We start from the raw sequence: 21,841 nt of genomic DNA, 5'->3' as shown, positions 1-21,841 counted from the left end.
GCCCAATCCGTGGAAGGCTCCAACTTGGTCCATCCACCGTTGAAACGAAATAAGCGGCAACGGCGGTAGTTAAGTCGGATTTGACCGGCGAGCACGGGTTGCCCGTTAACATATGTGCGAAACCGCACAGTCGGCGGCGGAGTTCACCACATCCGGCGGTGGCGACTGCGTTCAATGCGTAGCCGATTCAGTGTCCGTCTGATCCCGGCGGCCGTGTCGCTCTCCACCTCACCGGCGCTACGCGCAAGCGATCTTGTAGCGGCGCACGGTCTCGGCCATGCCGTAGATCAACGCGTCGGCGGTGATGGCATGGCCGATCGAGACCTCGGCCAGTTCGGGGATCGCCTGCTTCAGCGGCGGCAGGTTGATGAGGTTGAGGTCGTGCCCGGCATTGACCAACAGGCCGCCCTGCCCCGAGCGCGCGTTATGGCCAGCGGCGCGCGCCGCATCGGCAGTCTCACGCAGCGCGTCGAGATGCACCGCCTGTACTTCGGGCTTCAATGACCCGCCATAAGGGCCGGTATAGAGTTCGACCCTGTCGGCCCCGACATTGGCCGCTGCGGCAGGCGCCGATGGCTCGGCATTGATGAACAGCGACACCCGGATGCCGGCCTTGCGCATCCGCTCGATTGCCGGGGTCAGGACGGCGCGGTTGGCCTCGATGTTCCAGCCGTGGTCGGAGGTCGATTGCAGCGGATCGTCTGGCACGAAGGTCACCTGGTCCGGCGCGGCCCGCTCCACCAGGGTGAGGAAATCCTCGGTCGGGTAGCCCTCGATGTTGAACTCGCGCCCCGCATAGTCCTGCCGCAGCAGGGTCACCAGCTCGAACACGTCGGTGCGCCGGATATGGCGCTCGTCCGGCCGGGGATGCACGGTGATGCCGTCGGCCCCGGCATCGAGCGCGATACGGGCAATGCCGGTAACACTCGGCCACGGCACCGAGCGCCGGTTGCGCAGCATGGCGACGGCATTGAGATTGACGCTGAGATGAGTCATCGCGGGGACCTCGGCAGAACTGCGCGAGCCTTACCGCATCGCATGCCGGCCGGCCAATCGAACGTTTTGATAAGCCCGATCAGCGCAGGAGATGGCCGTCAGCGCAGTTTCGCGCAGCGGTCGAGAAGCAGCACCAGCCCGCTGTTGGCGGCGACATGACAGATCCCGATGCCGGCACGGCATCGCCACGGCGAGCTTTCAGCAACCCGGCATCACGCCACTGGCACCAGCCGGCGCTTGCGATCATCGAGCAGCACGATGGTGAGCCCAGCCGCCACCACCAGGACAATACCGCTGATGGCGAGCAGGTTGGGGAACTGGCCGAACACCACGAGGCCCGACAGTACCGCCCAGAAGGTGAAGAAGTAGAAGAACGGCGCCACCACGCCGGTCGGGCCGACGCGATAGGCCATGAAGATGAAGAAATGGCCGAAGATCAGAAACAGCCCGGCTCCGGCGAGCAGCAGCAGGTGATGCGTCTGCGGCGCCACCCAGGTCTCGGTCGCAAGGTGCATGCCCCCTGCCCCCAGCAGCACCACGATGATGGCCGACATGGCGACGATCATCCCAGGCACCTCCGGTGCGATCCGCCGTCCGGCCAGGTCGCGTACCGCGCAGAGCACGGCATTGGCCAGCGCCAGCACGGCATAGATAGAAATTCCCTGCATGGTCGGCTGCGCCACCATGACCGCACCGATGAAGCCGGCACCGATCAGCGCCATGCGCACCCCGCCGATCTTCTCGCGGAACAGGATCGAGGCGCCGAGCAGCACCAGCAGCGGGGTGATCTGCCCCAGCGCCGAGGCATCGGCGATCGGCATGTTGGCGAGCGCCACGACATAGCAGAGGATCGCCGCGGTTTCGGCGAGGTTGCGCGCCAGCACCCGCCGCTCGAACACCAGCGGCAGTTGCTTGCCATAGCCCAGCGCCAGCATCAGCGGCAGGCCCCACAGCAGCCCGGCGCAACCACGCAGCATCAGCACCTGGTAGGGCGGCAGCCCCTCGGTGGCGAGCTTCATCAGCGTATCGTTGATCACATACGAACAGGTCGCGATGACCATGAACAACGGCCCGCGGAACGGGTGCGATGCGAGCGACACTGCTGATTTCCCCTCGAAGAAAAGACCGGGATCGCTCCCGGCCCAGACCTTCTACATGCTTTCCGACCCGGGCGAAATCGCCGACGCCTTGCGTTGCCGTCTCGCGCTGATCTCGTTGATATGCGCGTCACCCCAGGCGCCCAGCGGCTCCAGCGCCTTGTTGAGCGAGGCCCCCAGTTCGGTCGCCGAGTACACCACCTTGGGCGGAATCTCGTGGAACACTTCGCGGTGCACGATACCATCGGCCTCGAGCTCGCGCAGATGCTGGATCAGCATCTTCTCGGTGATGCCGGGCACCGCCCGCTTCAGTTCGCCGAAGCGGCAGGGTTTCTCGGCGATGGCCCAGAGCAGCAGCGCCTTCCACTTGCCGCTGATCACGTCGATCGCCGGGGCGAGCCCGCAGACATAGGGAACCTGCTGCATCGATCCTCTCCTACTGACTTTTTGGTAAGTACCTGACTTAATTGTAGGTTCTTGCGGGAAAGAAAGCCAGACCTACCTTCTGCGGCACCAAGAGATGGAGCAGCAGATGACCCAACAGATCACCTTCCTCGGCCTCGGCGCCATGGGCAGCGCCCTTGCCCGGGCCGCCCTCGTCGCAAACCTCGACGTCACGGTGTGGAACCGCACGCCGGCGCGTGCCGAGCCGCTGGTGGCGCAGGGAGCCACCGCCGCCGCTGACAGCGGCAGCGCCATCGCCGCGGCCGATCTGGTCGTCATCTGCCTGCTCGACTATCCCTCGGTGCGCGCGGTGCTCGACAAGGCGGGCGCGACGCTCCGCGGCAAGACCATTCTCAACCTCACCAACGGCACGCCGGAGCAGGCGCGCGGGCTCGCCGCATGGGCCGAAGCAGAAGGCGCCGACTACCTCGACGGCGGCATCATGGCCGTTCCGCCGATGATCGGCCGGTCGGAGACGCTGATCCTCACCAGCGGCTCGGCGGCCGCCCGGGCGACAGCGCACGACGTGCTCGCGAGCTTCGGCTCCAGCCGCTATCTCGGTGGCGACCCCGGCCACGCAGCGCTCTACGACCTGGCGCTGCTGACCGCCATGTACGGCATGTTCGGCGGCTACCTGCAGGGCACCGCGCTGCTCAAGGCCGATGGAATTGCGGCAGCGGACTTTGTCGAGATGGTGCAAGCCTGGCTCACGGCGATGCAATCCAGCCTGCCCGAGATGGCGCGGCAGATCGACAACGCCGACCATGGCCGGAATGTCGGCTCCAATCTCGCAATGCAGCACGCTGGCTATGTAAATTTGATCGATGCCAGCCGGGCGCGAAAACTTTCGACCGATTTGATCGAGCCAATGCAGCGGCTGCTGCAGAAGGCGGTGGCCACCGGACGCGGCGGCCACGACATCGGCAGCATGGCCGACCTGATCCCGCTCGATTGAGCGGGAGCCGTCGCATGTGCTCATAGGAGCATGGTTCAGAAACGCCACCGGCCGTGCAGGGGTGGCCTTCTCCCCTTGTGGGAGAAGGTGCCCGAAGGGCGGATGAGGGGGCGCGAAACGAAGTGTAGCGCGCTCCGAGCCAAGTGAGGAGCGATCCAGTGCGCGGAGAGAACCCCTCATCCGGCCTTCGGCCACCTTCTCCCACAAGGGGAGAAGGCACCCCGACTGCTGTCAGGGTCTCATATGCGATTGCCCTACCGCACAGAATTAGCCCCGTACGACTGCGCCGCTAAGAAAACGGGGGCAGGAAAATCCCGCCCGGCAATGTCACATGCCTTCCGGCCCGCGCGCGATGGCCGCGAGGCCGGTGCGCACCACTTCGATCAGGCCCAGCGGCATCATCAGCGCGATGAAGCTGTCGATCTTGGATGGCTTGCCGGTCACTTCGAAGACGAAGCTCTCGGTGGTCGCATCGACGATCTGGGCGCGGAACGCATCGGCGAGGCGCAGCGCCTCGGCGCGCGGCTCGCCCGAGCCGCCGACCTTGATCAGTGCCAGTTCACGCTCCAGCGATTTCCCTTCGCTGGTGAGGTCGTGCACCCGGTGCACCGGGATCAGTCGTTCGAGCTGCAGCTTGATCTGCGTCAGCACCTTGGGCGTCGCCACCGTCACCACGGTGATCCGGCTGAGGCCCTTCTCGTGCTCGGTCTCTGAGACCGTGAGACTGTCGATATTATAGCCGCGGGCGGCGAACAGCCCGACGATCCGGGCGAGAATGCCCGGCTCGTTATCGACCAGCACGCTCAGCGTGTGCCGCTCCGGCTGCTGGGTTTCCGCGGCGAGGAAGTATGCCGAACCGCTCGGCTGCAAATGTGCGTTCATCTCGTGTTGTCCTTCTGCCGGTGGGCTTTGACCCCCACCCCTGTCCCCTCCCCGCAAGGGGGAGGGAGACCCTCCCAATCAATCATCGCGAACCGCACCACCGAGCTTTCGGCTCCGTCGTCCCCCTCCCCCTTGCGGGGAGGGGTCAGGGGTGGGGGTCAACGCGCTCCGGCCTCGCCGTCTGCTACACCAGCTGCCGGCCCTTTTCGTCGATCACCGCGCCGATATCGTCTTCGAAATCGGGCAGGATCATCTCGTTGTGCGGCTTGCCCGACGGGATCATCGGCAGGCAGTTCTCGTGCTTTTCAACGAGGCAGTCGAACAGCACCGGGCCGTCGTAATCGAGCATCTCCTGGATCGCCGCATCGAGCTTGGCCGGATCGTCGCAGCGGATGCCCTTGCCGCCATAGGCTTCGGCGAGCTTGACGAAATCGGGCAGGCTCTCGCTGTAGGAGTGTGCATAGCGGCCGCCATGCAGCAGATCCTGCCACTGCCGCACCATGCCCATGCGCTCGTTGTTGAGGATGAACACCTTGATCGGCAGGCGGTACTGCACCGCGGTCGAGAGCTCCTGCATGGTCATCTGCACGCTCGCCTCGCCGGCGATATCGATGACCAGTGCGTCAGGATGCGCCACCTGCACGCCGACCGCGGCCGGCAGGCCATAGCCCATGGTGCCGAGGCCACCCGAGGTCATCCAGCGATTGGGCATTTCGAACGGGAAATGCTGCGCCGCCCACATCTGGTGCTGGCCGACTTCGGTGGTGATGTAGACGTCACGGCCCTTGGTCGCCTCGTAGAGGCGCTGGATGGCGTGCTGCGGCTTGATCGTCGTGGTCGAGTTCTTGAAGCCCAGCGAGTTCTTGCTGCGCCAGCCCTTGATCTCTTCCCACCACGGCGCGATCGCCTCGGTGCGCGGCTGGTTGGTCTTCGAACGCCAGATGCGGACCATCTCCTCGAGCACCGCGCCGCAATCGCCGACAATTGCGAGATCGGTGCGGACGTTCTTGCCGATCGACGATGGGTCGATATCGACATGGATCTTGGTCGAACCCGGCGAGAAGGCATCGATGCGGCCGGTGATGCGGTCGTCGAAGCGGGCGCCGATGTTGATCATCAGGTCGCAGTCATGCATCGCCATGTTGGCTTCGTAGGTGCCGTGCATGCCGAGCATCCCCATCCACTGCGGATTGGAGCCCGGGAAGGCGCCGAGCCCCATCAGCGTCGAGGTCACCGGGAAACCGGTCAGCTCAGCCAGCTCGCGCAGCTTTTCCGAGGCTTCCGGGCCAGCATTGATCACGCCGCCGCCGGTATAGAAGATCGGCCGCTCGGCCTTCAGCATCATGTCGACAGCGGCCTCTATGGCCTTGGTGTCGCCGGAGATCGCGGGGTGATAGCTCTTGTGGCGGCTCGGGCCGACCTCGTCGATGCCGAGGTAGGTGCCGAGCGCGAACTGCACGTCCTTGGGGATATCAACCAGCACCGGACCGGGGCGGCCCGAATTGGCGATATGGAAGGCCTCGTGCATGACGCGCGACAGGTCGCTGACCGACTTCACCAGGTAATTGTGCTTGGTACAGGAGCGGGTGATGCCGACGGTGTCGCATTCCTGGAAGGCGTCCGAGCCGATCAGCGTCGTCGGCACCTGGGCCGTGATGCAGACCAGCGGGATCGAGTCCATCAGCGCGTCGGTGAGGCCGGTGACCGCATTGGTCGCCCCCGGCCCCGAGGTCACCAGCACGACGCCGACCTTGCCGGTCGAGCGCGCATAGCCCTCGGCCATGTGGGTCGCGCCCTGCTCGTGGCGGACGAGGATGTGCTGCACCTTGTCCTGCTGGAACATCGCATCATAGATCGGCAATGCCGCCCCGCCGGGATAGCCGAAGATGTGCTCCACCCCGTTATCAACCAGGGCCTGGATCACCATCTCCGCGCCTGTCATCTGCTCGGCCATTTCTCATACTCCCCCGGGCTCACCCGGTCTTTCATTCGCAACGCGCCGTCACTGGCGGAAATTCGGCAACAAAAAAGGCCCCGTTAGGGACCTTACAAGCGCACCGACCCTCGCAGGGATTTACCCCACGTGCTCGATGCGCCCCTCTACTACGATAAGCTTCTGCACGGACCGTGCTCCAAGATTAGGTGGGGAGTTATGGGGTGGAGGCGTGGCGGTGTCAAGGGGATTGGACACCTGGCGCAACAACCTGCGGCCGACGCGGTCGCGAAAATTGTCGACCATGCCGAAGAACCCCGCCGGGCCAGGATATCCTCGTGCCCGCCGAGGTGACGCTGAAATACCAACACCCGATGCGGGCGGCGCCAGCAGCCCTACATCAGCAAACGAGGTCTAACTCCCGCTGCCGGGTATGCTGGCACTCGCTTCGGGGACTTTCGGTGTTTCCGGAGGCGAGCGCTCCTGTAGCCGGATGATCGCCTTGGCCAACTCGGCCTCGGGACCGTCGGGCTGCAGCATCAGGTATCGGCGATAGGCCGCCACGGCTTCGTCATTTCGATTGAGGGCGGCAAGGCTTCGGGCGCGGGCATAGATCACTTCGGCATTGCCGGAGTCGCGCTCGGTCGCCAGTTCGAGATCGAGCAGCGCATCCTCGTGCCGCCCCAGGGCAGCGAGCGCATCGGCCCGGCTGAGCCGATACTTGATACTGCCCTCGTCGACCAACAGCGCCTGGTCGATCCGATCGAGCGCTCCAGCATAATCCTTGTTGATGATGAGCAGATCGGCGTGCTGCGCTTGGAACGCAGCATTCTCCGGGGAGAACTCGGCGGCGTCGCGGTAGAGCTTTTCCAGCGCCACGAAATCTCCCTGCCCGCCATAGTATCCAGCCAGCAGCCCCAGCGGCAGTGGGTCGCTTGGGCTCAGGTCAAAGGCGGCACGGGCCAGCGTCAGCCCCTCCGCGGTGCGCCCGGCATTGAGCAGCATGGCCGCGGCCTTGCTCTGGTATCGCGCATTGAGAGGATCCCGCTCGAATGCCTTGAGATACAAATCGCGGGCAACGTCGAGCTGGCCCTGCACCCGGCTAAGATCACCCCTGACTTCGGCGAGCAGCGCGCCGTTCGGCTCAACTGACGCCAACCGGGCGAGGAATGGCTCGGCCTCGTCGAACCGGCCCTGTTCCGCCAGCACGCCAGCCATGTTGGCGAGAGCCGGAGCAAAGTTTGCATCAACATCCAGGGCTGCCCGATACTCGGCGATGGCATCGTCGGTCGCGCCGGCGTTGCGGCGCACATTGCCGAGCACATTGTGGGCCCATTTCGCGTCGGCATGATCCGAAACGATCAGTCGCCGGGCGAGCGTGGCGGCCCTGGTCGGGTGAAGGGCGACGTCGGCAGCCAGCGCCGTGAAGGGATCGAGCACGCCCATCACCTTCGACGCCGCATCCCTCCAATAGGCGGACTCGGTGCTGCGGCGCATGGGCGGCAGATCAATGACCTCCATTGCTTTGCCGTGGACGCGCAGGCGCAGGGAAATCAGCGCCGGGGAGCAGGCGGCATCGCCGCAGCGAAACTCCCCGCCAATCGCCGTTTCGTGCAGGTTGAGAAACTTGCGCGCGTAGGAGATCAGCGCATCGACTGAAATGCCGGATTCCGGGATGTCAAAACTGACCCGTTGTCCCTCGGGGATGACGTTGATGCTGGCTTTGGCGGTGTCGGCCTCGGCAATGATCTGGTGCAAGCCATCGCTCAGCCGATTGGCCGCCACCTCCGGTGTCAGCCCGGTCGCCTGCAGAGCTTCGGGAACGCTGATCGGCTCCAGCAGAACCTGGTCGCGGGCCGCCTGGGTGGCAATGAACGGAACGGCCAAAAGAACTACCGCGAGGAGGACCAGGTTGACGACGACCGTCCGCATCGAGTTCGAGGTCGACTCTACCCGCGGCAGCGTGAGCCACTGCGGGAGCTGAAAGCGAGGGCGAGGTGGCGTCGGGTTGTCGGGTTCGCTCATGTCCACACAGGTTGATTGCCGAGTGAAGAGTGATGCAAGGGCGCTTCCTTGTCATCACGCTGGTTGGGCTCAGGCACTCTCCGATCCCCGCCCATCCGGCAGCCGCAATGCCTGACCAGTATGCAGGTCGCTAGGACAGGCGAGCTTGTTCGAGTTGGCGCGCAGGATAAGGGCGGATTTTGCCGGGTCGCCATAGGCGCGCTCCGCGATCAGTTCGAGCGTGTCGCCCGGCCCGACGATGTAGATCGAAAACTCCTCTGAAACCGCAGCAGCGGCTGCTTCAGCCTCGTCGGGTAGGTCGAGTTGGCTCGCCAGCGCCTGCAGCGTTGCCGGTCGATAGGCACGCCCATTGGGCAGGTTCTCTGGGCGTTCCTGCCACCGCCTTCGAGCAATCGGGCTGATCTCATGTAGCCGTTCCGGCCCGGGCTGGCGGTCGCTCCGAGGCAAGCGATCCATCACGAAACCGACGGCGTTGAAGCCGCGCCGCTTGATGCTGTTGACCAGATCCTCGGTGTGGGACGAAACCAGCTTGCGCAGATGCGACTGGGGCGACGCATCGAGTTCCAACCCTGCCTGCCGGGCCCCATCCCAGATCCACTCGAGCGCCGGATCGGAAAGGCCGCGCCGGTCTCCGCCACCGCCTACCGAGCCATGGCCGCCAGGGAACCACATCTGCTGATATGGAGCATCGGCGCTTTCGGGGTTGGCGCCGCGGCGCAGGTTCAGCTCCCGCAGATTTTCCCATAGCGTCGGCTCGAAATCGACCCGGTGCTCGTCGATGGCTACAGCATGGCGGGCCTGTTCCACCATGGGGGAGAGGCTGACATCGTGAAATTGATGCATGCGGTTGATGGTATTCGCCATGACGATGTAGCGCGGGATCCCCAGGGAACCAACCGTGTCCCACACCCCGAGGTACTTGACCTTAAGCAAGGGAAGCATGCCAGTGCGATATCCCGCGACATGCTGCGCCCGCCACTCGTCCTCCTGTTCCGACACGCAGATATGTGGCGAGTACTCGCTCCTGAAGCGTGCGGCTTCCTCGCGGAACGCTTCGGTCTTGCTGCGTCGCTTGTAAAGCTCAACCGCTTCGTTGGCATGGCGCGCGCGTTGACGGTCCAGGATGCCGCAGGTACTGAGCAACCCTGCGAAAGACCGTGCGGTGTACGCCCCGCGCGAGAAGCCGAAGACGTAGATTTCGTCGCCCGGCGAGTGATTGAAGATCAGGAAGCGGTAGCCGTCACTGAGGTTCTTTACCAGGCCCGCGCCGAAAACGCCCCCGGCGAGCGCCTCGCCCTCTTCGCTCCCGACACCCTCATCGTAAAAGGTGGTCTGCACAACATTGTCGCCGGACATCGGCAACACACTTTCGGCGGTCAGCAGCACGTTGGTTGGGTTGGGCGTATCGAGCCGGTTCCAGCTCCCATCGAAGCAGAAGGCCAGCCTCTTCACGCGCCTTCTCCAGGGCAAAGGAGATCGACCCGCCCCAGCGCGACCACCTCAAGGGTCGTGCGGGACGGAAGGTCCCTGGCATCTGCCAGTTTCCGAGAGCGAGTGTCCGTTGGCAGGCCCTGTCTCCCTGAGCCCGATTAGTTCCCAACAGGAATGTTACGCGGACCGAACCTCTTGGCAAGTCGAGATCAGTCATACCCAGCTGGCCTCGGACGGCAGACCGTGCCTGTTCTATTGCCCTAATCCGACAACCCGCGCGCCTCGATCGGCCAGATCGCTTCCAGCCTCTCGCCGCGCACCACGTGGATGAAATCGTGGAGGTTCGCCGTTGGATCGCAGTGCGGCACGGTGCATTCCAGTCGGGCGTCGGCGGGCGGTGGGGCGATGCCGTCGTAGGTCTTCACCCGGCCGAACTCGTCGCCGGCCCAGGCGATGGTGCCGATCTCGACGCCATCGCGATAGACCCGCGGTGGCGGACCGTCGACGGCGAAGCTCTTTGAGCCGCCATCGGTGATCGCCTCGCCATTGGCGCTGTGGCCGATGACGCTGACCACGACCAGCATGGCGAAATCGAACACCGGCTCGCCGGTGCCGTGGAAATCCACGGGGCGGTAGCCTTCGTCCATCAGCACGTAGGAGCCGGCCTGCACTTCGGTGAGGATGCCATCCTCGAAATCGAGCAGGTGGCTGCCGGTGCCGCCGCCGCTGATGATCGCCGGCGCCAACCCGGTGGCCCGGAGGCCAGCGAGAACTGGGGTGAGGCGCGCGTTGGCGAGGTCGTTGGCGGCGCGGCGCTCGGCGTGATCGAACACGTGCTGCACCTTGCCGGCGTAAGCCTGCACCCCGGCATAGACGAGCCCGGCGTCGGCGGAGATGGCGCGGGCGAGTTCAACCGCTTCGTCGGCGGTGGTGACGCCGGTACGCCCGAGCCCGGTGTCGCAATCGACCAGCACCGCCACATGAGTGCCGGCGGCGCGGGCCGAGGCGCCGAACGCGGTAACCAGATCCAGCCGATCGACCACCACGATCAGTTCGAGCCCCCGCGCCGCGGCAGCGGTCAGCCGGTCGATCTTCCGTCGGCTCGACACCGGCGCAGTCAGCATCAGCTTGGTCAGCCCGGCCTCAAACAGCGCCAGCAGTTCGCCTGGCTTGGCGCAGGCGATGCCCAGCGCGCCGGCCGCCATCTGGCGCTCGGCGATCGCGGCGCATTTGTGCGATTTGGCATGCGGGCGCAGCCCCATGCCGGAGAGCCGGGCCAGTTGCGCCAAGCGGTCGAGGCTTGTTTCGAACCGCTCGACATCGAGCAGCAGGGCCGGTGTTTCGAGTTGCGCGCGGCTGCCCGGCTGTCCGACCAGCGTCTCGTTGAGGCCGGCGACCCCGCGTTTCATCGCGCCACTCCGGCGCGGCGGGCGGCGCGAAGGCTTTGCGTGGCGCCGAGATCGAGCCCCAGATCGTCGCCGATGACGACGCCATAGTCGCGCGCCGCGCCATCGATACTGACCTTCTCGGCCACCACATCGGCCAGCACCCGCTCGGGTTCGCGTTCGAGGGCGTCGCCATAGCCGCCGCCCCCTGCCCCAACGAGGCGGAACACATCGCCGGCCGCAGCGGCGAAGCCGCGCATCGGCATGGTGGGGAGCAGCTTCTCGCTGCCATCGGCAGCGATATGGACATGCGCCGACGGGCCACCGGTGCCGCCGCCTTCGAGCCCGTAAGGCGGGTGGTCGCGGCGATCACCGCGCAGGTTGAAGCCGGTGGGCTGCAGGAACCTGAACTCGCGGGTGAAGGCGAGGCCGCCACGGTTACGCCCTGCCCCACCGGAATCGGTGACGAAGCCGTAGCGCAGCACCTCGACCGGCATCTCGGCCTCGATCATTTCGATCGGCTGGTTGGAGAGATTGGCCGCGGGGTTGGAGATCCCCTCGATACCGTCGCGATCGGCGCGCGCTCCCCAGGTGCCGACCAGCATTTCGTTGAGCACATATTGCCGACCCTGGTAGGTGCCGCCCGCGGCCATCAGGAACGGCCCGCCTTCCGAGCCGGCAATGGCGCGCTCAGGCACCACCTGGGCCAGGGCCCGCATGATGGTATCGAACACGCGATAGCCGACGACGCCGCGCGCCCCGCAGGCGGCCGGGTAGACCGGGTTGAGCAGGCACCCCTCGGGCGCCCTGACGGTGATCGGTCTCAGGTAGCCATCGCAATTGGGGATATCGCGGCGCGACAGACAGCGGATGGCGGTGAAGGCGGCGGATTCGGGCAGCGAGATCGGGCAGTTGATACTGGCCGCCACCTGGCCCGAGGTGCCCTCGAAATCGATGTCGATGCTGTCATCCATGACGGTCACGGTGGCCCGGATGCGGATCGGCTCTGGCGCTTCGCCGATGCCGTCGAGGTAATCCTCGCCGACATAGACGCCGTTGGGCAGCTCGCGGATGGTGTCGCGCATCATCTGTTCGGCATGCGCGTGCAGCGCCTCGACGTAGAGCGCCAGCTGGGCGGCGCCATAGCGCTCGACCAGTTGCAGCAGGCCGCGCTCGGCGGTGGTGCAGGCAGCAATCTGCGCCCTGAGATCGCCCAGCACTTCCACCGGCTGGCGGGTGTTGGACTGGATCAGCTCGAACAGCGTCGCATTGGGCTCGCCCGCGGCGTAGAGCTTCAGCAGCGGCAGCCGCAGCCCCTCCTGCTGAATCTCGGTGGCATAGATCGCGACGCTCCCGGGCACGATGCCGCCAAGATCGGTGTGGTGGGCGACGGTCGCCGCATAGCCGGCGAGCGCCGTCCCCTGAAAGATCGGCTTGATCACGTAGATGTCGGGCAGGTGCTGGCCACCGGCGCTGTAGGGGTCGTTGGTGATCAGCACGTCGCCGGGGCTCAGGTCGGCGCCGAACTTCTGCTCGATGAAGCGCATGACGCGCGGGAATGAGCAGAGCTGGATCGGCAACGTGAGGCCCTGGGCGATCACCCGCCCCTGGGGGTCGCAGAGCGCTGTCGAGTAATCCATGATGTCGCGCACGACGGGGGAATAGGCGCTGCGCATGACGATCAGCGCCATTTCGTCGGCTATCGAAGCGAGGCCATTGCGGATGACCTCGAGGGTGATGGGATCGACGCGGCTCATGGCTGGCTAACCTCGATTTCGATGTTGCCGGCCGCATCGAGCCGAGCGGACGCATTGGGCGGGATCACTGAGGTGCAGTCGTAATCCTCGATAATGAGGGGCCCGGGCCGCGGGCTCGAGCCCAGCGCCTCGCGGCCGATCACCGGGGTCATCACCGGCGTCGTGCCGAAGGCCACCAGCCGGTCGCGTCGCTCGAATGCCGGGGCCGGCGCGTAGCGCACGATGTCCGAAGCGACAGGGACACGCACGGTGAGGCGAAGGTTCACCAGTTGCACCGGATCGGCGCTGGAGCGGTGGCCATAGGTGCGCTCGTGCTCGGCATGGAAGCCCTCGACCAGGTCTGCGACCTCGCCGGTTCGGTCGGCAATGTTCAGCTCATAGGCCTGGCCGAAATAGCGCAGATCGGCGCTGTAGCGGAACTCGGCGCCGGCGGCATCGTAGCCGTCTGCAGCGAGGCTCGCCCGGGCGCGTGCTTCGAGTTCAGCTTTCAGTTCGACCAGCGTCGCGACGCTGATCGCCACCGCGTCGGCGAGCAGCGGCTGCACGAATTCCTGCTCCACATCGGAGCGCAGCAGCCCCGAACCACTGAACACGCCGGCGGCCACCGGCACGATAATGTGGCGGATGCCGAGCACCGCGGCGATATCGGCCGCAACCACCGGGCCATTGCCGCCGAAGGCGACGAGGCTGAAATCGCGCGGGTCGCGACCGCGATAGGTGGAAACGGCTTTCACCGCCCGTGTCATGGTCGAAACCGCAAGCGTCAGCACGCCCCGCGCCGTGGCCAGCAGATCCTGCCCCAGCGGCTCGGCGATCTGCGTGCTGAGCGCCGCGCGGGCGCCTTCGGCATCGACGGCGATGCTGCCGCCGGCGAGCGTCGTGTCGTTGATGTAGCCGAGCGTCACGAACACGTCGGTCAGGGTGGCGCGCGTGCCACCGCGGCCATAGGCGACCGGTCCCGGCATAGCGCCGGCGCTTTCCGGCCCGACGGTAACGCGCCCTTGCCGGTCCAGCACCACGAGGCTGCCGCCACCGGCGCCGATCTCGGATACGTCGATGAACGGCATCTTGATCGGGTAGCCACCGCCCTTCACCAGCTTGCTGGAGAGGTTGATGCCAGCGCCCACTTCATACTCGTCGGTGCGCGCCGCTTCGCCGTTCTCGATCAGCGCGGCCTTGGCGGTGGTGCCGCCCATGTCGAACGAAATGATGTTGGCGCCCCGCCCCTCGCCGCGCACCAGCCGGGCGCAGGCGATGACGCCGGCGGCCGGGCCCGATTCGACCAGCGAGGCGGCGCGCTTCACCGATGCGGCGAGCCGCATGATGCCGCCGCCAGAATGCATCATCTCGATCGGCGCGGTGACGCCGATGGCGGCGAGCCGCCCGGCCAGCGCATCGGCATAGGAACGGATCACCGGACCGACATAGGCGTTCACCGCCGCGGTCGAAGTGCGCTCGTACTCGCGGATCTCGGGCAGGATTTCCGAGCCCCGGGTGATGTAGACGTTGTTGCCGAGTTCCTCGCGCAGGATCGCCTCGGTGCGGATCTCGTGCTCCGGATTGGCATAGGCATGCAGGTAGCTGATCGCCACCGACTCGATGCCCGCGACGCGGAAGCGCCGAGCGGCGTCACGCACTTCGGCTTCATCGAGCGGCACGCGAACCGTTCCGTCGGGCCCCATCCGTTCGGTGATCTCGAGGCGGTGCTGGCGCGGCACCAGCGGCGGCGGCTTGTCATATTGCAGGTCGTAAAGCACCGGGATGCGCAGGCGTCGCAGTTCCAGCACGTCGCGAAAACCGCGGGTGGTGACGAGCCCGGTGCGGGCGCCCTTGAATTCGAGGATCGTGTTGGTGGCAACGGTGGTGGCGTGAACGATGGCGGTGATCTCGCCCGGTGCAATGCCGAGCTCGGCGATCAGTGACGCCAGCCCCTCGGCAATGCCGCGACTGTAATCGTCCGGCGTCGACGCCACCTTGCGGATCGACACCGTTCCGGCGGCGTCGACCAATGCGATGTCGGTAAAGGTGCCGCCGATATCGATGCCGACACGATAGGCCAAGGCTGAGCTCCGTCCCGAACAGTGGACGAAGTCTAGTCAGGTGCTGACGATCAGTTCCAATTGATAGTTTGTGCCAGACTGATAGGTTTTGCCTATCATGCGTTTGACCCTCGCCCAGATTGAGACCTTCTACTGGATCAGCCGGCTGGGCAGCTTTCACGCCGCGGCGCGGCAGCTCAACGTCACGCAACCATCGGTCTCCGGTCGCATCCGCGAGCTCGAACTGGAACTGGGGACAGCGCTGTTCGACCGCTCGGGCGGGCGGGCCCGACTGACCGAAGCGGGCCGAGCCATCCAGAACCAGGCCGAACAGATGTTGACGCTGGCGCGCGAGATCCATGACGAGGCCGGGTCGGGAAAGCTCCGCGGACTGCTGCGCCTCGGCGTGGTGGAGACGGTGGCGCACCTGGCGCTGCCCGGGCTGATCGGGGCACTGAAGCTCAAGCGGCCGCAACTGCGGGTGGAACTGGCCGTCGACGTCGGCGCCGCTTTGATCCGGCAGCTCGAAGAGCGCCAGCTCGACGTGGTGATCAGCAATGACAGCACCACTGTGGAAGGCGCCATATCGCGGGCGCTGGGGCAGATCGACCTCGCGTGGGTGGGCCCGGTGGGTCACCGGCTGGCCGGCCAGGTGCTGCAGCCGGCCGACCTCAGGGACGAGGCGATCTTCACGCAGCCGGCGCAATCGACCATCGGACGGACCATCCGTGCCTGGTTCGATACCGGCCGGGAGACGCCGAAATCGCTGAGCGTCTGCAACTCGCTATCGGTGATCTCTGAGCTGGTGGCGGCAGGCCTCGGCTTTGCAGTGATCACCCCGGCACTGCTCAGCCCGGAACTCGCTGCGAGGGTCGTGCGCTACGCGGCGGAGCCACCTATCGAGGCGCGAACGCTGTCGGTGGCGGCGCTACGCGAGACTTGGTCGGATGATGTCGAGTTTATCGCCGAGTTCGTGGCGGAGGCGTTTCGACAGGGGCGTAGCCTGCGCTAGCCAAGCGCTTCGAACGGCACGCGCATCAGCTGCCTATCCGACGAATGGCAGGGCTCCACTCGCCGCCAAATCCGTGCTTAACATACTACCATACCGCGCCCGCGGACCGAGCTGTTACATCCCCGTAGGAACATCGAATGCCTCACAAACTCCAGGTGCTCACTCCAGAGCAGGCGCAGCACTTTGTCGAAAAGGGTTACGTGCTCGTCAAGGGCTGCCTCGATCCGGAGTTGGCCGAGAAGTGGAAGGCGGAGGCCTATGTCCGGCTCGGCTACGATCCGAACGACCGCTCCACCTGGACCAAGGAAATCGTGTGGATGGACCGCAACAATGTTGCGGCGATCAAGGACATCTCGCCCAAGGCCTGGGGCGCGCTCTGCGACGTGACCGGCGGCGAGGACCGTATCGATCACAAGATCATGGAGATCGAGTCGCAGCACTTCACTACCATCGATTCCACCGAGTGGTCGGATGCCTTCATCGTCAACTTCCGCCGCGGCGCAGACAAGCCGTGGATGAAGCCCTCGCCCGAGGCCGGAGGGTGGCACAAGGATGGTAGCTTCTTCCGCCACTTCCTCGATAGCCGCGAACAGGGCCTCTTGACCGTGGTCTACTGGTCGGATGTCGGCCACAAGGGCGGCGGCACCTTCATTGCACCCGACTCGATCAAGCACGTGGCGCGCTACCTCGCCGACCACCCGGAGGGCGTCGATCCGTCCTTCGACTTCGGCCACCTGATCGACAAATGCGAGGAGTTCGTCGAGGTCACCGGCGAGGTCGGCGACTTCATCATCCTTCATCCCTACATGCTGCACGCATCATCGAACAACCACTCGCCCAACGTACGGTTCATGACAAACCCGCCGGTGGTGCTGAAGGATCCAATGAACTTCAACCGCGAAGATCCGGCAGAGTTCTCGCTGATCGAGTTGGCAACGCTGCACGGGCTGGGGCTCGACCGCTACGATTTCCGCCCCACCGGCCCACGCGACGAGCAGTGGAAGGTGATCGGCTGACACCGATCTGAGCCCTAAGAGCTCGGCGACCACGGCCGCCGGTCTCGCTTGCGGGCATCCATGGCGGCGACGAACTCTTGCGCCCGCGTGAGCTTGACGGCCTTCGCGCGGGGCGCCGCCCAGGTGCTCTCACGCGGGTCGTCGCCATAGTCGTTGGCGCCATAGCCGTCGGGCCCCAGGAACATCAGCACCAGCAGCCAGATGCCGCCGATGAACGGCACGAGGCTGATCCAGTACCACCAGCCGGACCGGCCGCTGTCATGCAGCCGCCGCACCGTCACGGTGATGTTCGGAATGATGTGGATAAAGATGCAGAACAGTGTCAGCGGACCGAAACTGCTCACGCCCCGTCGGAAATACCCAAGCAGCTCATAATCCACATACAGCGCGGCAAAAAACAGCGCGGTCATGACGAGCATGTAGACCCAGTATTGCGTACGCGAGGAGCGCCCCGCGAACTCGAAGTACCGCAACATGGTGTCGAAGTAACCGAACATCTGGAATTGCCCCTGCCCTTAGGAGGCAGACTAAAGCAAGACGATCAACATCCGATATTTGCAAAACATCGCAATTTAGCGACTTTGGTCGCCAGTTACCCCCGGAGGCCTGGCGCTTCCTGGCCGGTGCGCGCCACGTATTCGGTGTAGCCGCCGCCATAGGCGTGGACGCCTTCGGGGGTCAGTTCCAGCACGCGGTTGCTGAGCGCGGCGAGGAAGTGGCGATCGTGCGAGACGAACAGCATCGTCCCCTCGTACTGCTCGAGCGCCTCGATCAGCATCTGCTTGGTGGCGATATCGAGGTGGTTGGTCGGCTCGTCGAGCACCAGGAAGTTCGGCGAGTCGAAGAGGAGCTTGGCCATCACCAACCGAGCCTTCTCGCCGCCCGACAGTACCCGGCATTTCTTTTCGATCTCGTCGCCGGAGAAGCCGAAGCAGCCGGCGAGCGCCCGTAGCGCCGCCTGCCCGGCCTGCGGAAAGCTATCCTCGAGCGATTGGAACACGGTGCGGTCGCCATCGAGCAGGTCCATGGCGTGCTGGGCGAAATAGCCAAGCTTGACGCTGGGCCCGACATTGATCGAGCCGTTATCGGGCTCGGTGCTGCCCGCGATCAGCTTCAGCAGGGTCGACTTGCCGGCGCCGTTGACGCCCATGATGCACCAGCGCTCCTTGCGCCGGACGTGAAAATCGAGCCCGGCATAGATCGAGCGGCTGCCATAGGCTTTGTCGACGCCCTTCAACAGCACCACATCCTCGCCGGAACGCGCCGGCGGCCGGAACTCGAAGTTCACCGTCTGGCGGCGCTTAGGCGGCTCGACCTTGTCGATCTTGTCGAGCTTCTTCACCCGACTCTGCACCTGGGCAGCGTGGCTGGCGCGCGCCTTAAAGCGCTCGATGAAGGCGATCTCCTTGGCCAGCATCGCTTGCTGGCGCTCGAACTGCGCCTGCATCTGCTTGTCCGACAGCGCCCGCTGCTGCTGGTAGTACTCGTAGTCGCCCGAGTAGGCGGTCAACGCGCCACCATCGATCTCGACGATCTTGTTGACGACGCGGTTCATGAAGGCGCGATCGTGCGACGTCATCAGAACGCCGCCCTCATAGCGCTTCAGAAAATCCTCGAGCCAGATCAGGCTCTCGATATCGAGATGGTTGGAGGGTTCGTCGAGCAGCAAGGCATCGGGGCGCATCAGCAGGATTTTGCCCAGCGCCACGCGCATCTTCCAACCGCCCGAGAGCGCGCCGACGTCGCCGTCCATCATTTCCTGGGTGAAGCCGAGGCCATGCAGCACCTCTCGGGCGCGCGCATCTAGGCTGTAGCCGTCGAGCTCCTGGAACTGGCCCTGCACCTCGCCATAGCGGGTGATGATCTCGTCCATTTCGTCGGCGCGATCCGGATCGGCCATCGCCGCTTCGAGTTCGCTCATCTCGGCGATCAGCGCGCCGGCCGGGCCAGCGCCCTCCATCACCTCGGCGACAGCGGGCCGGCCGGCCATGTCGCCGACATCCTGGCTGAAATAGCCGATGGTGACGCCGCGATCGACCGCCACCTGCCCTTCGTCGGGCTGCTCCTCGCCGGTGATCATCCGGAACAAGGTGGTCTTGCCGGCGCCATTGGGGCCGACGAGGCCGATCTTTTCGCCGCGCTGCAACGCTGCCGAGGCCTCGATGAAGACCAGCTGCTTGCCGTTCTGCTTACTGATGTTTTCGAGGCGGATCATGCGCGAAAGTGGCCCTGGATTGTCGGGCCATGCGTGGCCGCTTACGAGTGGGCGTCCCTAAAGCATCTGTGTGACGGCGAGACAAGCGCCGCGGCGTCACAGGAGCCCTGCACGAGAAGGTTGACAGTATTTAGCTGATCACGTAATTACGTGTCCATGCAAATACAAGACCCACTCACCCACACCTTTGCTGCCCTCGCCGACCCGACGCGTCGCGCCATGCTGGCGCGGCTGACCCAAGGCCCGGCGACCGTGAACGAGCTGGCCGAGCCGTTTTCCCTCAGCCTCCCAACGGTGTCTCGCCACCTCAAGGTGCTCGAACAGGCCGGGCTGATCAGCAAGCAGCGAGCGGCGCAGTCGCGCCGCTGCACGTTGGAAATCGCGCCGCTGCTCGAAGCCGATGCGTGGATGGCTCCGTATCGCGAGTTCTTCACCACCCGTTTCGATCGGCTCGACACGCAGCTCAAAGCCATAATGGCGGCGCGCGCCGACGCGGCAAAACCCAAGGGAGATCAGTAACATGCCCGCTACCTATGCCCTCGATCGCGGAATGACATTGCAGCGGACCTTCGCAGCGCCGGCCAGCGTGGTGTTCGAGGCCTGGACCGACCCCGCCTATCTCGACTGGTACTTCAACCCGGAACAGCACACCGATCAGCCCGCGACGGTCGACCTGCGGGTCGGCGGGCAGTGGCGGCAGGAAATGGTGGAGACACCCGAAAAACGCTACTTCACCGGCGGCGTCTACCGCGAGATCGTCCCGGGCAAGAAGCTGGTGTTCTACTGGGGGGCGGTCGGTGGTTGGCCCGAACTCGATCTCGACAGGCTAGACGAAAGCCCGCTGGTCACCATCCGGCTCACCCCGTTCGGCGCCCAGACGGTGATGGATTTCCAGGTGCAGTTCCCGGACCAGTACACCCCGGAACGGGTCGACTGGTGGATGAACTGCGGCATGGTCGCCGGCTGGAACATGACCATCGACCGGCTGGTCGCGGTGTATGAAGGGGCCCGGCGGGTTGGGTAATTCTGGGCCTTGCCCGGCCGCCTCCGCCGGTGGTTGCCGACCCCCACCCTCGATCCCTCCCCGCAAGGGGGAGGGAGACGCAGGAACCGAGACGGTGGTGTGAGGGTCTCCCTCCCCCTTGCGGGGAGGGGACAGGGGTGGGGGGGTCGGCCCGCACCGGCGCGGCCATCGACCCCGCGATCTACCCTCAGTCGAAGAAGTTTTCGTCGCCCTCCTCGAGGTACTTCTTTGCCTCCTTGGCGATCAGGTTGACGCCGAGGCCGGGGCGATCCGGCACGTCGATCAGGCCGCCCTTGACCGGCATGCCCTCAAAACCCTCGGTGATATCGTACCAGAACGGCTCGAACCGGGCTGGATACTCGAAGGCGATCAGGTTGTCGGGCATGGTGGCGCAGACCTGGATCAGCGCGGCAAGGCCGAGGATGCCGTTGGCCGTGCCGTGCGGCGCAATGGCGATGCCATGCAGGTCCGCGTGCTCGGCGACCCACTTGATCTCGGCAAGGCCGCCGATATCGCAGGGATCGGGGCCGATGACGTTCACCGCGTGGCTCTCGATCAGCTGCTTATAGTGCTGGCGCAGGTAGATCTGCTCGCCGGTGTGGATCGGCGTCGTGGTGTGGTGCGTCACGTCCTTGTAGACGTCGGGGTTGACGTAGGGCGAGTAGTCGCCGGTCACCGTGTCCTCGATCCACATCAGGTGCAGGTGCTCGACGGCCTTGGCCAGGCGTAGCGCATCGAGCGGCATGAAGCCCGGGCCGGCGTCGACCGCGGTATTGTAGCCCTTGCCGAGGGTTTCGCGGGCCGAGGTGATGCAGGCGACCAGATGGTCGAAGCCTTCCTTGGTCATCGTGCCCTTGTGCGGGTACGGGAACGGCGCATCGTGCTGCACCTCGCCGTAGAAGAAATCCGGGAAATCCCGCACCATCGACGAGTGGTAGGCGCTCGGCAGCTTGAACAGGGTGAACTCGCCCTTCAGCGATTTGCCGTACTCAGCCCAACGCTTGTAGCCCTCGGGCGTGTGCTCGGCGCCGCCAGGCACTTCGGCCTGGTACAAGGTGCGGTAGGTGCGAACCTGATCCCGTACCTTTCCGCCCAGCAGGCGATAGACCGGCGCGTTGAGCGCCTTGCCGGCAATGTCCCACAGCGCATGCTCGATGGCCGACACGGCCGAACCGAACGGCTTGAAGCCGCCGCGCACCCGGATACGGCGCATGACGCGCTCGACGTCGCGCGGGTCCTGCCCGACGATCCAATCCTTCAGCTGCAGCACCTGCGGCTTCACGTACGGCTTGGGGGTCTCGATCTGGCTCCAGCCGGTGATGCCCTCATCGGTGGTGATGCGGATCACCGGGCTGTTGGCGATGATCGCGCATTTGAGATCTGTAATCTTCAACGGGGAGCTCCTCAAAATCCCTACCATACCAGTTAGGCAGCTATGCCGCATTCCGGAGCGGATTTGAATGCTCCTAATGGGGCAGACGCGAAATATTCAGGGATGCAGCTAGCGCTCGCACCTCTCGCCGCGTCCTGCCCACCCAGCGGCCGTCATCGGGGACCCACTGCCGCCCCAACGCGTCAGTCTGCCGCGTTTCCGCATCTCGCCATTAGCCGAACCTTAACCGCGGCATTG

At 65.3% G+C, this 21,841-nt stretch carries 18 protein-coding genes; 5 read left to right on the top strand and 13 right to left on the bottom strand.

Going from position 1 to position 21,841, the window contains the following annotated elements:
- Positions 1 to 237 precede the first annotated feature (237 nt).
- The 3 genes from VGV07_RS07360 to VGV07_RS07350 all read right to left on the bottom strand — a co-directional run bounded on the left by VGV07_RS07360 (position 238) and on the right by VGV07_RS07350 (position 2,519).
- Positions 238 to 996, bottom strand: coding sequence for a pyridoxine 5'-phosphate synthase (locus tag VGV07_RS07360; protein WP_326868045.1), 759 nt, complete (start codon positions 994 to 996; stop codon positions 238 to 240).
- A gap of 212 nt (positions 997 to 1,208) precedes the next feature.
- Complete coding sequence (locus VGV07_RS07355; protein WP_326868044.1) at positions 1,209 to 2,096, bottom strand: DMT family transporter; 888 nt, start codon at positions 2,094 to 2,096, stop codon at positions 1,209 to 1,211.
- A gap of 51 nt (positions 2,097 to 2,147) precedes the next feature.
- Complete coding sequence (locus tag VGV07_RS07350; RefSeq protein ID WP_326868043.1) at positions 2,148 to 2,519, bottom strand: helix-turn-helix domain-containing protein; 372 nt, start codon at positions 2,517 to 2,519, stop codon at positions 2,148 to 2,150.
- Between the two features lie 106 nt (positions 2,520 to 2,625).
- Between VGV07_RS07350 and VGV07_RS07345 the strand changes: the two genes are divergently transcribed.
- Complete coding sequence (locus tag VGV07_RS07345; RefSeq protein WP_326868042.1) at positions 2,626 to 3,492, top strand: NAD(P)-dependent oxidoreductase; 867 nt, start codon at positions 2,626 to 2,628, stop codon at positions 3,490 to 3,492.
- Positions 3,493 to 3,819: 327 nt separating this feature from the next.
- On the opposite strand, the gene ilvN is transcribed toward VGV07_RS07345, so the two are convergent.
- The 7 genes from ilvN to VGV07_RS07310 all read right to left on the bottom strand — a co-directional run bounded on the left by ilvN (position 3,820) and on the right by VGV07_RS07310 (position 14,965).
- Entirely contained in the window at positions 3,820 to 4,374 is a 555-nt protein-coding gene (gene ilvN, locus VGV07_RS07340) for an acetolactate synthase small subunit (RefSeq protein WP_326868041.1), read from the bottom strand.
- Between the two features lie 184 nt (positions 4,375 to 4,558).
- The gene (locus VGV07_RS07335) at positions 4,559 to 6,328 is read right to left on the bottom strand and encodes an acetolactate synthase 3 large subunit (RefSeq protein WP_326868040.1); all 1,770 of its coding nucleotides are present in this window, start codon (positions 6,326 to 6,328) and stop codon (positions 4,559 to 4,561) included.
- A gap of 393 nt (positions 6,329 to 6,721) precedes the next feature.
- The gene (locus VGV07_RS07330; protein ID WP_326868039.1) at positions 6,722 to 8,332 is read right to left on the bottom strand and encodes a tetratricopeptide repeat protein; all 1,611 of its coding nucleotides are present in this window, start codon (positions 8,330 to 8,332) and stop codon (positions 6,722 to 6,724) included.
- 69 nt (positions 8,333 to 8,401) lie between these two features.
- Positions 8,402 to 9,784: a phospholipase effector Tle1 domain-containing protein gene (locus VGV07_RS07325; protein WP_326868038.1), complete on the bottom strand. Its 1,383-nt coding sequence runs from the start codon at positions 9,782 to 9,784 to the stop codon at positions 8,402 to 8,404.
- Between the two features lie 239 nt (positions 9,785 to 10,023).
- Positions 10,024 to 11,172 (bottom strand): alanine racemase, encoded by a 1,149-nt coding sequence (locus tag VGV07_RS07320; RefSeq protein ID WP_326868037.1) that lies wholly within the window; start codon positions 11,170 to 11,172, stop codon positions 10,024 to 10,026.
- Positions 11,169 to 12,905 carry a hydantoinase B/oxoprolinase family protein gene (locus tag VGV07_RS07315; protein ID WP_326868036.1) on the bottom strand — a complete coding sequence of 579 codons (1,737 nt, stop codon included), beginning with the start codon at positions 12,903 to 12,905 and terminating at the stop codon, positions 11,169 to 11,171. The genes VGV07_RS07320 and VGV07_RS07315 overlap by 4 nt, the downstream gene beginning before the upstream one ends.
- Complete coding sequence (locus tag VGV07_RS07310) at positions 12,902 to 14,965, bottom strand: hydantoinase/oxoprolinase family protein (protein WP_326868035.1); 2,064 nt, start codon at positions 14,963 to 14,965, stop codon at positions 12,902 to 12,904. Before VGV07_RS07310 ends, VGV07_RS07315 begins: the two co-directional genes overlap by 4 nt.
- Positions 14,966 to 15,062: 97 nt before the next feature.
- On the opposite strand from VGV07_RS07310, the gene VGV07_RS07305 reads away from it, so the two are divergent.
- Positions 15,063 to 15,956 (top strand): LysR family transcriptional regulator, encoded by an 894-nt coding sequence (locus VGV07_RS07305; RefSeq protein WP_326868034.1) that lies wholly within the window; start codon positions 15,063 to 15,065, stop codon positions 15,954 to 15,956.
- A gap of 137 nt (positions 15,957 to 16,093) precedes the next feature.
- A complete protein-coding gene (locus VGV07_RS07300) occupies positions 16,094 to 16,972 on the top strand; it encodes a phytanoyl-CoA dioxygenase family protein (protein WP_326868033.1) in 879 nt (292 codons plus the stop codon).
- A gap of 14 nt (positions 16,973 to 16,986) precedes the next feature.
- Here the strand turns inward: VGV07_RS07300 and VGV07_RS07295 are convergent, their stop codons facing one another.
- Together VGV07_RS07295 and VGV07_RS07290 are read right to left on the bottom strand one after the other, a co-directional pair.
- Positions 16,987 to 17,469, bottom strand: coding sequence for a DUF805 domain-containing protein (locus VGV07_RS07295; RefSeq protein WP_326868032.1), 483 nt, complete (start codon positions 17,467 to 17,469; stop codon positions 16,987 to 16,989).
- A 95-nt stretch (positions 17,470 to 17,564) separates the two neighbouring features.
- Positions 17,565 to 19,187, bottom strand: coding sequence for an ABC-F family ATP-binding cassette domain-containing protein (locus tag VGV07_RS07290; RefSeq protein WP_326868031.1), 1,623 nt, complete (start codon positions 19,185 to 19,187; stop codon positions 17,565 to 17,567).
- A gap of 156 nt (positions 19,188 to 19,343) precedes the next feature.
- Between VGV07_RS07290 and VGV07_RS07285 the strand changes: the two genes are divergently transcribed.
- Complete coding sequence (locus VGV07_RS07285; protein WP_326868030.1) at positions 19,344 to 19,706, top strand: metalloregulator ArsR/SmtB family transcription factor; 363 nt, start codon at positions 19,344 to 19,346, stop codon at positions 19,704 to 19,706.
- 1 nt (position 19,707) lies between these two features.
- The gene (locus VGV07_RS07280; RefSeq protein WP_326868029.1) at positions 19,708 to 20,211 is read left to right on the top strand and encodes an SRPBCC domain-containing protein; all 504 of its coding nucleotides are present in this window, start codon (positions 19,708 to 19,710) and stop codon (positions 20,209 to 20,211) included.
- 187 nt (positions 20,212 to 20,398) lie between these two features.
- On the opposite strand, the gene VGV07_RS07275 is transcribed toward VGV07_RS07280, so the two are convergent.
- Positions 20,399 to 21,604 carry a mandelate racemase/muconate lactonizing enzyme family protein gene (locus VGV07_RS07275; RefSeq protein ID WP_326868028.1) on the bottom strand — a complete coding sequence of 402 codons (1,206 nt, stop codon included), beginning with the start codon at positions 21,602 to 21,604 and terminating at the stop codon, positions 20,399 to 20,401.
- Between the last annotated feature and the right edge of the window lie 237 nt (positions 21,605 to 21,841).

Source organism: Devosia sp. (genome assembly GCF_035944845.1).
Classification (GTDB): Bacteria; Pseudomonadota; Alphaproteobacteria; order Rhizobiales; family Devosiaceae; genus Devosia_A.
The sequence above is the reverse complement of the archived record's forward strand: the minus strand, read 5'-3'. Positions and strand labels throughout refer to the sequence as shown.

What these genes read in the sequence shown, in the direction of transcription:
- VGV07_RS07295 (WP_326868032.1), bottom strand. Translation starts at nt 17,469, where the DNA reads ATGTTCGGTTACTTCGACACCATGTTGCGGTACTTCGAGTTCGCGGGG.
- VGV07_RS07330 (WP_326868039.1), bottom strand. Translation starts at nt 8,332, where the DNA reads ATGAGCGAACCCGACAACCCGACGCCACCTCGCCCTCGCTTTCAGCTC.
- VGV07_RS07280 (WP_326868029.1), top strand. Translation starts at nt 19,708, where the DNA reads ATGCCCGCTACCTATGCCCTCGATCGCGGAATGACATTGCAGCGGACC.
- VGV07_RS07360 (WP_326868045.1), bottom strand. Translation starts at nt 996, where the DNA reads ATGACTCATCTCAGCGTCAATCTCAATGCCGTCGCCATGCTGCGCAAC.
- VGV07_RS07315 (WP_326868036.1), bottom strand. Translation starts at nt 12,905, where the DNA reads ATGAGCCGCGTCGATCCCATCACCCTCGAGGTCATCCGCAATGGCCTC.
- VGV07_RS07350 (WP_326868043.1), bottom strand. Translation starts at nt 2,519, where the DNA reads ATGCAGCAGGTTCCCTATGTCTGCGGGCTCGCCCCGGCGATCGACGTG.
- VGV07_RS07305 (WP_326868034.1), top strand. Translation starts at nt 15,063, where the DNA reads ATGCGTTTGACCCTCGCCCAGATTGAGACCTTCTACTGGATCAGCCGG.
- VGV07_RS07285 (WP_326868030.1), top strand. Translation starts at nt 19,344, where the DNA reads ATGCAAATACAAGACCCACTCACCCACACCTTTGCTGCCCTCGCCGAC.
- VGV07_RS07320 (WP_326868037.1), bottom strand. Translation starts at nt 11,172, where the DNA reads ATGAAACGCGGGGTCGCCGGCCTCAACGAGACGCTGGTCGGACAGCCG.
- VGV07_RS07345 (WP_326868042.1), top strand. Translation starts at nt 2,626, where the DNA reads ATGACCCAACAGATCACCTTCCTCGGCCTCGGCGCCATGGGCAGCGCC.
- ilvN (WP_326868041.1), bottom strand. Translation starts at nt 4,374, where the DNA reads ATGAACGCACATTTGCAGCCGAGCGGTTCGGCATACTTCCTCGCCGCG.
- VGV07_RS07335 (WP_326868040.1), bottom strand. Translation starts at nt 6,328, where the DNA reads ATGGCCGAGCAGATGACAGGCGCGGAGATGGTGATCCAGGCCCTGGTT.
- VGV07_RS07300 (WP_326868033.1), top strand. Translation starts at nt 16,094, where the DNA reads ATGCCTCACAAACTCCAGGTGCTCACTCCAGAGCAGGCGCAGCACTTT.
- VGV07_RS07290 (WP_326868031.1), bottom strand. Translation starts at nt 19,187, where the DNA reads ATGATCCGCCTCGAAAACATCAGTAAGCAGAACGGCAAGCAGCTGGTC.